Source organism: Lysinibacillus capsici, from assembly GCF_003367505.1.
GTDB lineage: Bacteria > Bacillota > Bacilli > Bacillales_A > Planococcaceae > Lysinibacillus > Lysinibacillus capsici.
On record NZ_PXXX01000006.1, the window covers coordinates 1 to 12,116 of the forward strand.

The window sequence follows — 12,116 nt, forward strand, 5'->3', positions numbered from 1 at the left end:
AAAGTTTGAAACATTCAATGTGCCGTTTATCCAGTTTTGAAAGAGCAAATCTTTCTAAAAAGAGAGCTTCTAGACACAGCAGTACGCCGTGTATGGAAGGTCGACCATAGTCTAGTGATGATGGCAAAGAGGTCACACCCGTTCCCATACCGAACACGGAAGTTAAGCTCTTTAGCGCCGATGGTAGTTGGGGGCTTCCCCCTGTGAGAGTAGGACGTCGCTAGGCGCAAAAAGTCGCTACTGATACACTCAGTAGTGGCTTTTTTTTTTGAGCCGATTATTTATTTATAAATACATAAAAGAAGGCATCCTCAATGGGTGCCTTCTTGTTTTGATACTTAACTTAATGCGTATGAACTGTAGTAGCTCGTAGTTCGATACGGCGAATTTTCCCTGATGTCGTTTTTGGTAACTCATCAAGAAAGACGATACTACGAGGGTATTTATAAGGGGCTGTTAACGCTTTTACATGCTCCTGTAGCTCCTTTGTTAACTCCTCTTCATTACATTCTTTGAAGCCTTCTCGTAAGATAACAAATGCCTTTACAATATGCCCCCTAATTTCATCTGGCGCAGCTACAACTGCACATTCTTGTACAGCTTCATGTTTGTTTAATGCATCTTCAACTTCAAATGGTCCGATCGTATAACCAGATGAAATAATAATGTCATCTCCACGACCTTCAAACCAGAAGTAACCGTCTTCATCACATTTTGCTTGATCACCTGTAATATACCAATCCCCACGAAATGCAGCTTGCGTGCGCTCTGGTTCTTTATAATATTCTTTAAATAAAGCTGGTGAAGATTTGTGAACAGCAATATCACCAACTTCTCCAACTGGCGCTTCATTCCCTTCATTGTCGATAATACGTACAATATTACCTGGAGTTGGAACACCCATAGATCCAGGACGTAATTCTGTGTTTTCGAGTGTACCAATTAATAATGTGTTTTCTGTTTGTCCATAGCCGTCACGTACTTTTAGTCCAAAATGATTCATAAATGTTTCGATAACTGGACGATTTAAAGGCTCACCAGCAGAAACGGCACTACGTAGAGATGATAGATTGTAGTCTTGTAAATTATCGATTTTCGCCATAATTCGGTATTCAGTCGGTGTACAACATAGAACATTAACTTTTTCATCCTGCATTAATTGAAGATAGGTTTTTGCATCGAATCCACCATGATAGACAAATGCAGTAGCACCGAGCATGATTGTGGATAAAAAAGGACTCCATATCCACTTTTGCCAACCAGGAGCAGCTGTTGCCCACACGAGGTCTCCTTCACGTACACAAAGCCATTTTGAAGCTGCAGTTCTAATATGTGCATATCCCCAGCCATGTGAATGAACAACGCCTTTAGGTTTACCAGTTGTACCAGATGTATAAGAAAGGAATGCCATGTCATCACGTGTAGTAGCTACGGCTGTAAATGTAGCTGGCTGGCTGCTTGCTAATTCATCTAAAGAAGTCCAATCTCCTTTCGCAGCACCGATCACTAGTTTATTTTTCAATGCGTCTACAGAAGAAGCAATTTGATCAACTTCACTAGTAAAAGCCTCATAAGCAATAACTGCACTAGCAGAAGAATGTTCCATCCGATATTCTAAATCGCTTGCACGTAGCATCTCTGAACATGAAATGGGTACGATACCAGCCTTTAAGCAGCCTAGAAAAACGAAATAGGCTTCTGGAAGTCGAGGAATAATAACTAATACACGATCACCTTTTTGAAGCCCCTTCTCCGTAAAAGCGTTTGCGTATTGATTCATTTTTTGGTTAAGCTCCAAATAAGAAACTGTACGTCTCTCTTGTTGTGTATTTAACCAACGTATTGCTTGGCGATCACTATCTTGCGAAAATTTTTCTAATTCCTCTGTGATGTTATAAAATTCAGGTGCAATTAAATCATTTGATACCATCTTGAACATCCTCCCCCAGAAAATTTGATAGAAAATTCATAAAACTATTTTTATTTTAACAATTACAATAATATACAGCAAGAATATTTAGTACGTTAAATAGAAATATTAGAATTAATAGAGAACTATTATGCTTTCAAACGAATATAGGAGCATACTTCGACAAAAAATATAAAAATTTTCACAAAATGTGTTGCATTATTTATAATGCTTGCTATAATAATAAATGTACTTAAGAGGTTGTCTAAAACCAAAGTGAATAGCATTGTTCCGAAGTAGCTCAGTTGGTAGTAGCACCTGACTGTTAATCAGGTTGTCGCAGGTTCGAGTCCTGCCTTCGGAGCCATTTTTTTGTCCTTTTTTCAAATGCTATAATACATAAAAAAATTTGTGGAAAAGCATTGCAATTATTAATGAAAAATGTTATTATAATTCTTGTCTTGTTTGAGACGTAATATTGGCCCCTTGGTCAAGTGGTTAAGACACCGCCCTTTCACGGCGGTAACACGGGTTCGAATCCCGTAGGGGTCACCATTTAAAACATAGGCTTTATAAAGAATATAAACTGTGATATAACACCTGTTTCTATGGAGGATTAGCTCAGCTGGGAGAGCATCTGCCTTACAAGCAGAGGGTCGGCGGTTCGAGCCCGTCATCCTCCACCATTCTTATTGTGTTATTTCGGAGGGGTAGCGAAGTGGCTAAACGCGGCGGACTGTAAATCCGCTCCTTAGGGTTCGGCGGTTCGAATCCGTCCCCCTCCACCAGTTTTATAAATGATTGGGGTATAGCCAAGCGGTAAGGCAACGGATTTTGATTCCGTCATGCCTAGGTTCGAATCCTAGTACCCCAGCCATTTTTTCTTTTATGAGCCATTAGCTCAGTTGGTAGAGCATCTGACTTTTAATCAGAGGGTCGAAGGTTCGAGTCCTTCATGGCTCACTTTTTTAGAATGAAAATTATTCAAAAGTGTTATATTAACTACAGATAACTAATCTCTTGCTGAAAACAGTAGGAGATTTTTTTATGTCATTTAAAAATGAATAAATATACAACTTTTTGTCGAGTTGAGCCAAGTGGTATGTAGGCTTTACAATAATCTTATAACTTTTAGGGGGTATAAAAACATGAATAAACTTAATATTTCTATTATTGGAGTACCAACAGATTACGGACAAACACGCCGTGGGGTAGATATGGGACCAAGTGCTATTCGATATGCAGGTATTGTTGAACGTTTAGAGGCTATCGGATACGATGTACAGGATCAAGGGGATATTCGTGTTAGTCAAAAGCTTGCTGACGGAGCTGTGGATGAAAAATTACTAAATTTAGAGGAAGTTGTAGATGTTAGTACTGCATTAGCAAATAGTGTGCATGAAGTAGTGGAACAAAAGAAATTCCCACTCGTATTTGGTGGAGACCATAGCATTGCTATTGGAACATTAGCTGGATTAGGTGAGCATTACAAAAATCTCGGTGTTATCTGGTATGACGCTCATGCAGATTTAAATACACCTGAAACAACACCTTCAGGCAATATACATGGGATGCCGTTAGCCGTTAGTATTGGGCTAGGACATGAACGTTTAGTGCAAATTCGCAACTATGCTCCAAAAATTAAGCCAGAAAACGTGATTATTATTGGAGCTCGTTCAGTAGACCCAGGAGAACGTGAATTGATACGTCAACAAGGAATTAAAGTATATACAATGCATGAAATCGACCGACTTGGCATGACACGTGTGATGGAAGATGCACTTGCTTATTTAAAGGAACGAAATGTTGATGGCTTACATTTATCACTTGATTTAGACGGATTAGATCCACTTTATACGCCAGGTGTGGGTACACCAGTTCCAGGTGGAATTACGTACCGAGAAAGCCATTTAGCAATGGAAATGTTACAAGAATCAGGCATGGTAACTTCAGCAGAGTTTGTAGAGGTAAATCCTATACTAGATGAAAAGAATACAACAGCAAATGTGGCTGTTGCATTAATGGGATCTTTATTTGGTGAAACACTAGTTTAAAGAAAATTTGACAAAAAATTGCCTGTTGCCACATTGCATAAAAATCTTTTGCTATAATTGAATTAAAACGAAACTTTTCTTATCGGTGCTTCGTATAGTATAAGACAGTTGTAAAGGTGGAGAAGTCAACACAATGGATGCGTTAGTAAATAAGAGAATAAAACAAGTGCTTAAAGGCGATCAAAACGCATTTGCCGATATTGTGAGTCTCTATCAGCACAAACTGTACCAAGTATGCTATCGAATGTTAGGCAACAAACAAGAGTCTGAAGACATTGCTCAAGAGGCTTTTGTGCGAGCCTATATGAACTTGCATACATTTGATCAGAAAAGAAAGTTTTCGACGTGGCTTTATCGCATAGCGACAAACCTCTGCATTGACCGTATTCGAAAAAAGAAACCGGATTATTATTTAGATGCAGAAGTAGCTGGTACAGAAGGGCTTGATATGTATTCGCAAATCGCAGCAGACGACCAGCTACCAGAGGAGCAGTTAGAACAAATGGAGCTGCAAGATCGCATTCAATATGAAATTGGACGATTGCCGGATAAATACCGTTCGGTTATAGTATTGAAATATATAGAAGAGTTATCGTTACAAGAGATTAGCGAGATTTTAGATATGCCGCTTGGAACGGTGAAAACGAGGATTCACCGCGGACGTGAGGCATTACGTAAGCAATTAAACAATCTGTAGGAGGGGAGCGTCATGAATACTTGTCCAGAGCATATTATAGACTATATGCATGATTATTTAGACGGTGACATTAGTCGTGAGCATGAGCAAGAGTTGAAACAACACTTGCATACATGTAATGATTGTAAACAGTTGATGCAAGAATTGAGTGAAACAATCGCCTTTGTGAAGAGTGCTTCCCATATTACAGCGCCTCCGAGTTTTGAAGCAGCAGTTATGGCTCGTTTACCAAAACCAAAAAGTCGAGTAGGTATACAAAAATGGATTCGCCGGCATCCGTTCTTTGTGGCAGCAGCAGTATTTTGCTTATTCATGAGTGCTACATTATTGGGTAGCTTCATGGATGACCAGCATTTCTCGGTGACCAAGCAACCTAATTTAGTTGTGGATGGTCAAACAGTGATTGTCCCTGAAGGAGAAGTGGTAAAAGGCGATATTGTTGTGAAAAATGGCGATTTGATTGTTGAAGGTGAAGTTGATGGCAACGTCACAGTAATCAACGGGCAATATATGGCATCTTCAGCGGTAGTTTCAGGGAGAATCGAAGAAATTGACGAAGTATTTGAATGGTTATGGTATACAATTAAAAATTCTGTTAAGACAGCCATGACATTTGAGGAAAAAGAAGAAACTAAATAACACTCTATACGTCCTAAAAAATAGTGCACGTGAGAGGCTGAAAGGTCTACTCTTCTGAGTAGACTTTTTATTTGAAAAAAGTTACATTTGATAAGAATGTGATATACTTGAATGTGTATGGATTCGTAATGAAAAGTGGGGGATGCCACGTGCAAATTATCGAACATTTCACGGATTTAACACCTGTGAATATTGTTATTAACTTCATTGATGTACTGCTCGTTTGGTACGTTGTTTATAAAGTCTTAACCCTCATTAAAGGTACGAAGGCTGTCCAATTACTTAAGGGAATATTCGTCATTATTATTGCACGAATTGCAACAGACCTTTTAGGGTTACAAACACTTGGCTGGATGCTACAACAAGTTATTGAGTTTGGTTTCCTAGCGATTATTATTATATTCCAACCTGAAATCAGACGTGGTTTAGAACAAATTGGACGAGGAAAGCTATTCCAACGTTCATCAAGTCAAGAAGAAGAAGAACAAACAAGACTTATTGAGGCTATGAAGAAGTCTGTAAGTTATATGGCTAAACGTCGAATAGGTGCGTTAATTTCTATTGAAAAAGAAACAGGTCTTAATGAATATATTGAAACAGGTATAGGGCTAAATGCTGAAATTTCATCAGAATTACTGATTAATATCTTTATACCAAATACCCCGCTACATGATGGGGCTGTTATTATGCAAAAAGATAAAGTTACAGCAGCGGCTTGTTATTTACCTTTATCTGAAAGCCCATTTATTTCAAAAGAGTTAGGGACACGCCACCGTGCTGCTCTTGGCTTAAGTGAAGTTACAGATGCTATTACAATTGTTGTGTCAGAAGAAACAGGCGCAATTAGTATAACATTAAATGGTAATCTCCATCGAAATCTATCTCTAGAGGAGTTTGAAACATTATTAAGAAAAATGTGGTTCGGATCAGTACAAGAATCAAATGCATCCTCTAAGTTGACTTGGAGGGGGAAAAAGAATGGATAAAATGATGGATAGCCCTTGGGTACTTAGAATCATCGCGCTATTTTTAGCGTTTTTGCTTTTTTTCTCAGTGCGTACTGAGTTGTCACCTTTAAATAAAGCTACCTCAAATGAACAAACGGATGTTATTCGTGATGTTCCAGTGGATGTTTATTACGATAATGAGAATCTTATTGTGACAGGTTTACCTGAAACTGTGGATGTAACGATAGAAGGTCCGATGGCATTGGTTTTAAAAGCAAAGGGAGCTAAGGATTTTTCTATATTTGCGGATTTGAGCAATTTATTGCTGGGAGAGCATGATGTAAAACTGCAATACGAAAATATTTCAGAAAAGTTAAAGGTGACATTAGACCCTGCAACTGTTCATGTGAATATTGAGGAAAAGGTCACACAGGAGTTCCGAGTGGACCCTGAAATGAACAAACGTTTAATCGAAGAAGGTTTTATCTTAAAAGAAATGACGGCCAACCCGCCAACTGTTTATGTAACAGGTGCAAAAAGTGCTATTGAAAGCATTAGTTATGTAAAAGCAACTGTTACAGGAGAGCAGGGCTTGAAGCAATCATTCACACAGGAAGCAGCTGTAAAAGTATTAGATAGAGATTTAAATAAGTTAGACGTGACTATTGAACCTGAAATTGTGAAAGTTCAAGTAGATATAGCGGAGTATAGTCGAGAGATTCCAGTTGTCCTTAAGGAAACAGGGCAAGCTGCCGAAGACATTACCATTAACTCATTAACATTTACACCGAAAATGATCAAAGTGTATGGTAGAAAATCAATTATTGACAGTTTAACATCTATTCCAATAACAGTTGACCTGTCAAAAATTACTGAGTCCAAAACTTATGAATTTGATGTAAAATTACCAGATGGTGTGACAAAAATATCTGACAAGAAAATAAAAGTGAAGGCAGATATTACAAAGGTAGAACAAGAAGAACAGCAGAAAACACCAGCTTCTACAGAGGAAACGCCACCTCCAACTGAAGAACCTGATGTGACAGATGAGAGTACTACAACTGATAAAAATACGTCAACTGAGGAATCGGAAGATATTGATTCTTAAACAATATGTGACTATAATTTTATTTTGATTCTAAATCAAAAATCCAATCAGGTTTGTAATTCAGGTTTCATCAAACAAACTGGCAGAGTGGAATATTAATAATTACCAATGAATGAACAAAAGCAGACTTTTCCAAAAGTAAGCGGACAAGTGTCTAATGCTTGATAGAAACTCACTAGGCACTGTCTTGCATTGAAGGAGAGAATAAGTAGAATGGGTAAATATTTTGGAACAGATGGCGTCCGTGGCGTCGCGAATAGTGAATTAACACCAGAATTTGCATTTAAACTTGGTCGTATAGGCGGCTATGTTTTAACAAAAGATGCAACTGACCGTCCAAAGGTTTTAATTGGTCGTGACACACGTATTTCAGGCGAGATGCTTGAAGGTGCACTTGTGGCTGGTCTTTTATCAATTGGGGTAGAGGTAATGCGTCTGGGTATTATTTCAACACCAGGTGTGGCATACCTTACTCGAATTATGAGCGCAGATGCAGGCGTCATGATTTCAGCTTCACATAACCCAGTTGCAGATAACGGTATTAAATTTTTCGGTCCTGATGGCTTTAAGCTAACAGATGCACAGGAAGCGGAAATTGAAGCGTTAATTGATGCGCAAGAGGATACATTACCACGTCCTATAGGAGCAGATTTAGGATCTGTAAGTGACTATTTCGAAGGTGGTCAAAAATATATTCAATACTTAAAGCAAACAGTGGATGAAGAATTTGATGGTATCCATGTAGCGCTTGATTGTGCACATGGTGCAACTTCATCTTTAGCTACACATTTATTTGCTGATTTAGAAGCTGACATTTCTACAATGGGTGCTTCTCCAACTGGCTTAAATATTAATGATGGTGTAGGCTCAACACATCCAGAAGGACTAGCTAAATTTGTTACTGAAAAAGGTGCAGATGTTGGTTTAGCCTTTGATGGCGATGGAGACCGTTTAATTGCTGTAGATGAAAACGGAAAAATTGTTGACGGTGACCAAATTATGTTTATCATTGGTAAGCATTTAAATGCGGTAGGGCGTTTAAAGAAGCAAACAATTGTTTCAACAGTAATGAGCAATATGGGCTTCTATAAAGCTGTGGCTGACAATGGTATGCAAAGTGTACAAACAGCTGTAGGTGATCGTTATGTTGTGGAAGAAATGCGTGCGAATGAATACAATTTAGGTGGCGAGCAATCAGGGCATATCGTCTTTCTAGATTTTAATACAACAGGTGATGGCTTACTGACAGGAATTCAGCTTGTCAACATTATGAAAGCGACGGGTAAAAAGCTTTCAGAACTTGCAGCTGAAATGAAAATCTACCCTCAGCGTCTTGTCAATGTGCGTGTAACAGATAAGCATGCTGTGACTGATAATGCGAAAGTAGCTGCAGTAATTGCAGAGGTAGAAGCTGAAATGGCTGGAAATGGTCGTGTTTTAGTACGTCCTTCAGGTACAGAGCCATTAGTACGTGTCATGGTGGAAGCAGCAACAGAAACGGATTGCGAGCGTTTTGTCGAGCGTATTGCAGATGTTGTACGTGTAGAAATGGGCCTAACAGAATAAGAAATAGAGTGTAAACCCGATTTCCGTAAACAGGAAATCGGGTTTACTTATTTGAAAGGAATGTTTTAAATAAGCGAGATGGGGAACAGTAATTAGGAGTCACAATAACAAGGAGTGTTTAATTGATATGGCTAAAATTGCTACAGTTATAACAGATATGTTTGAGGACATTGAGTTTACAAGCCCTAAAGAAGCTTTGGAAGCAGCTGGGCATCAGCTAGTAACAATTGATATCGAAGCAGGCAAGGAAGTTAAGGGTAAGCATGGAGAGTCCGTGAAAATTGATAAAGGCATTGATGAAGTAAAAGCAACAGATTACGATGCATTATTTATTCCTGGTGGTTTTTCTCCCGATATATTACGTGCGGATGATCGTATAGTAGCATTTGCAAAGTCCTTTATGGATGAAATGAAGCCTACCTTTGCCATTTGTCATGGACCACAACTTCTTATTACTGCAAAGACATTAAATGGGCGTGACGCCACAGGTTATAAATCCATCCAAGTGGATTTAGAAAATGCAGGGGCAATCTTCCATGATGAAGAAGTATTTGTCTGTCAAAAACAGCTTGTAACAAGTAGAACGCCAGATGATCTTCCTGCATTTAATAGAGAAATTGTTAAATTATTAGACAGTAAATAAAGGATAGGCACAAGCATTTTAAATGCTTGTGCCTATTTTGTATGACAATGCTTATCAAAGTGCATATGTATCGCTTTGTCTACATATTTGTCACCAAAAAGCTTTAGGACTAGGTGTTTTTTATAACGAAAATTTGACGAATAGCATATGATTGAGTATGATGGAGAAGTTGAAGATGAGGTCCGACCTTATCCTTTAACGAGCGCCTAAGGAGGGAAGAAAGCGCAAAATCGGAAAACAATTATAGCGCCTGAGCTGAAGAAATCGGACGAAAAGATCTTCAGCAGACGAGGTGGAGGTTTATCGAAAATTCGGCGGATGCCTCCCAATCGACATACCCGATTGTCATTTTCCATTTTGAAAGCATTTGAGTGATTGAATGTACAGAAAGTGGAGAAGGTATTGTAAAAGCAATAGATAATTAGATGAAGCTTCACATATCGAAGATCTCTATTCAGTTGGCTGAGTAGCTTGTGTGTATTGGAGTGCTTTATTTTTATAAAAATAAAGCTTCGCTTATACATTCAAAAAAATCGATAGGATGAGGCCTAGTTTGTCATTGCATTAAATTGACATTATCGGAGGACGAGAATTATGTGTGGAATTGTAGGATATATTGGTGAATCAGATGCAAAGGAAATTCTATTAAAAGGTTTAGAAAAGCTAGAGTACCGTGGTTATGATTCAGCGGGTATTGCAGTACGTAACGAGGAAGGCGTAACGGTTTTCAAAGAAAAAGGGCGTATTGCAGATTTACGAGAAGCAGTAGATGAAGATGTTGCTGCGAAAATTGGTATTGGTCATACACGTTGGGCAACACATGGTGTGCCAAATCGTTTAAATGCTCACCCACATCAAAGTGCATCAGGACGCTTTACACTTGTGCATAATGGGGTTATTGAAAACTATCACTTATTGCAAAAAACATATTTAAAAGGCATTCCAATGAAATCTGATACAGATACAGAGGTTATTGTGCAATTAGTAGAGTTATTTGTGAAAGATGGTCTAAGCACTGCAGACGCTTTCCGTAAAACATTATCTCTATTACATGGCTCCTATGCACTGGCACTATTAGATGCAGAGGCAGCAGATACAATCTTTGTAGCAAAAAATAAATCACCACTTCTTGTTGGAATTGGTGAAGGTTTCAATGTTGTTGCGTCAGATGCAATGGCGATGCTACAGGTAACAGATCAATACGTAGAGCTTCACGATAAAGAGGTAGTTATCGTACACAAAGCAAGTGTGGAAATTACAAAATTAGATGGTACTGTAGTAGAGCGTGCACCATATACTGCTGAGCTTGATATGAGTGATATTGAAAAAGGCACATATCCACACTATATGTTAAAAGAAATGGATGAGCAGCCTACAGTTATTCGTAAAATCATTCAAGCATATGAAGGTGACAACGGTGATTTAACGATTGATGCGGAGATTTTAGAAGCCTTACGAGCAGCAGATCGTTTATATATTATTGCAGCGGGCACAAGCTATCATGCGGGTCTTATCGGTAAACAATATTTCGAAAAAATGGCCGGTATCCCTGTAGAAGTGCATATTTCTAGTGAATTTGGCTATAACATGCCATTACTTTCAGAAAGACCATTATTTATCTTCATTACACAATCAGGTGAAACAGCAGATAGCCGTCAAGTTCTTGTAAAAATTAAAGAGTTGGGCTATCCAACATTAACGATTACAAATGTACCTGGCTCTACGTTATCACGTGAAGCTGACCATACATTGTTATTACATGCAGGTCCAGAAATTGCTGTCGCTTCTACAAAAGCTTATGTGGCTCAAGTAGCAGTACTTGCATTAGCAGCCTATGTGACAGCAAAGGCAAATGGCAAAGGCTTAGAATTTGATTTAAAACAAGAGCTCGCGATTGCCGCTAATGGCATCCAAACAATTATTGATTCAAAAGATGTGTTAGAAGACATTGCAGAAGATTACTTAAAAATCGCACGCAACGCATTCTTCATTGGCCGTAATATGGACTTCTATGTCAGCCTTGAAGGTGCCTTAAAACTAAAAGAAATTTCGTACATCCAAGCAGAAGGCTTTGCTGGTGGAGAACTGAAGCACGGAACAATTGCCTTAATCGAAGAAGGTACACCTGTGTTTGCGCTTGTCACACAAGCATCAGTAGGATTAAACATCCGTGGTAATGTTAAAGAAGTAGCGGCTCGTGGTGCATATCCATGTATTATCGCGATGGCAGGCATTGATGAAGACGGCGACCGTTTAGTCATTCCGCATGTTCATGAATTACTAACACCACTTGTATCAGTAGTACCTTTACAATTAATTAGCTACTATGCTGCACTTCACCGTCGCTGTGATGTAGATAAACCACGTAACCTAGCTAAATCGGTAACTGTTGAGTAAGAACAAAAATTAGATTTAATTGTGAGTTATAACTAATACTGTCATAATATATAATTGTGTTTGTCATAAATAATATATTATGTTGTGACATCTAAATTAAGCCTTGATACAGTGGAAATATTGCTGTATCAGGGTTTTTGCTTTTTCTAAAAATGT

9 protein-coding genes, 6 tRNA genes and 1 rRNA gene are annotated in these 12,116 nt (G+C 38.5%); 15 read left to right on the forward strand and 1 reads right to left on the reverse strand.

What is annotated here, in order from left to right; all coding sequences use genetic code 11:
- Positions 1 to 110: 110 nt before the first annotated feature.
- Positions 111 to 226 (forward strand): 5S ribosomal RNA (rrf, locus tag C7B89_RS02115).
- Between the two features lie 117 nt (positions 227 to 343).
- Here rrf and mbcS read toward each other — a convergent pair.
- Complete coding sequence (mbcS, locus tag C7B89_RS02120; protein WP_048393927.1) at positions 344 to 1,930, reverse strand: acyl-CoA synthetase MbcS; 1,587 nt, start codon at positions 1,928 to 1,930, stop codon at positions 344 to 346.
- Positions 1,931 to 2,199: 269 nt separating this feature from the next.
- Between mbcS and C7B89_RS02125 the strand changes: the two genes are divergently transcribed.
- The 14 genes from C7B89_RS02125 to glmS all read left to right on the forward strand — a co-directional run bounded on the left by C7B89_RS02125 (position 2,200) and on the right by glmS (position 11,960).
- A tRNA-Asn gene (locus tag C7B89_RS02125) sits at positions 2,200 to 2,276 on the forward strand.
- A 113-nt stretch (positions 2,277 to 2,389) separates the two neighbouring features.
- Positions 2,390 to 2,464: transfer RNA gene (locus C7B89_RS02130), tRNA-Glu, on the forward strand.
- Between the two features lie 55 nt (positions 2,465 to 2,519).
- Positions 2,520 to 2,595, forward strand: a tRNA-Val gene (locus tag C7B89_RS02135).
- Positions 2,596 to 2,613: 18 nt separating this feature from the next.
- Positions 2,614 to 2,697: transfer RNA gene (locus C7B89_RS02140), tRNA-Tyr, on the forward strand.
- Between the two features lie 14 nt (positions 2,698 to 2,711).
- Positions 2,712 to 2,786, forward strand: a tRNA-Gln gene (locus C7B89_RS02145).
- A gap of 13 nt (positions 2,787 to 2,799) precedes the next feature.
- Positions 2,800 to 2,872 (forward strand) — tRNA-Lys (locus C7B89_RS02150).
- Positions 2,873 to 3,057: 185 nt separating this feature from the next.
- On the forward strand, positions 3,058 to 3,963 hold the full coding sequence (rocF, locus tag C7B89_RS02155; RefSeq protein ID WP_115673091.1) for an arginase: 906 nt from the start codon (positions 3,058 to 3,060) through the stop codon (positions 3,961 to 3,963).
- Between the two features lie 133 nt (positions 3,964 to 4,096).
- Positions 4,097 to 4,660 (forward strand): RNA polymerase sigma factor SigW, encoded by a 564-nt coding sequence (gene sigW / locus C7B89_RS02160; RefSeq protein WP_004225410.1) that lies wholly within the window; start codon positions 4,097 to 4,099, stop codon positions 4,658 to 4,660.
- A 12-nt stretch (positions 4,661 to 4,672) separates the two neighbouring features.
- The gene (locus C7B89_RS02165; protein ID WP_009370547.1) at positions 4,673 to 5,299 is read left to right on the forward strand and encodes an anti-sigma factor family protein; all 627 of its coding nucleotides are present in this window, start codon (positions 4,673 to 4,675) and stop codon (positions 5,297 to 5,299) included.
- 149 nt (positions 5,300 to 5,448) lie between these two features.
- Positions 5,449 to 6,285, forward strand: a complete 837-nt coding sequence (gene cdaA / locus C7B89_RS02170) for a diadenylate cyclase CdaA (RefSeq protein WP_009370548.1) — start codon at positions 5,449 to 5,451, stop codon at positions 6,283 to 6,285.
- Complete coding sequence (locus C7B89_RS02175) at positions 6,278 to 7,354, forward strand: CdaR family protein (RefSeq protein ID WP_048393928.1); 1,077 nt, start codon at positions 6,278 to 6,280, stop codon at positions 7,352 to 7,354. The genes cdaA and C7B89_RS02175 overlap by 8 nt, the downstream gene beginning before the upstream one ends.
- Before the next feature lie 213 nt (positions 7,355 to 7,567).
- Complete coding sequence (gene glmM / locus C7B89_RS02180; protein ID WP_054549733.1) at positions 7,568 to 8,920, forward strand: phosphoglucosamine mutase; 1,353 nt, start codon at positions 7,568 to 7,570, stop codon at positions 8,918 to 8,920.
- 127 nt (positions 8,921 to 9,047) lie between these two features.
- A complete protein-coding gene (locus C7B89_RS02185) occupies positions 9,048 to 9,563 on the forward strand; it encodes a type 1 glutamine amidotransferase domain-containing protein (RefSeq protein ID WP_054549732.1) in 516 nt (171 codons plus the stop codon).
- 594 nt (positions 9,564 to 10,157) lie between these two features.
- The gene (glmS, locus tag C7B89_RS02190) at positions 10,158 to 11,960 is read left to right on the forward strand and encodes a glutamine--fructose-6-phosphate transaminase (isomerizing) (protein ID WP_054549731.1); all 1,803 of its coding nucleotides are present in this window, start codon (positions 10,158 to 10,160) and stop codon (positions 11,958 to 11,960) included.
- The last annotated feature ends 156 nt before the right edge of the window (positions 11,961 to 12,116 follow it).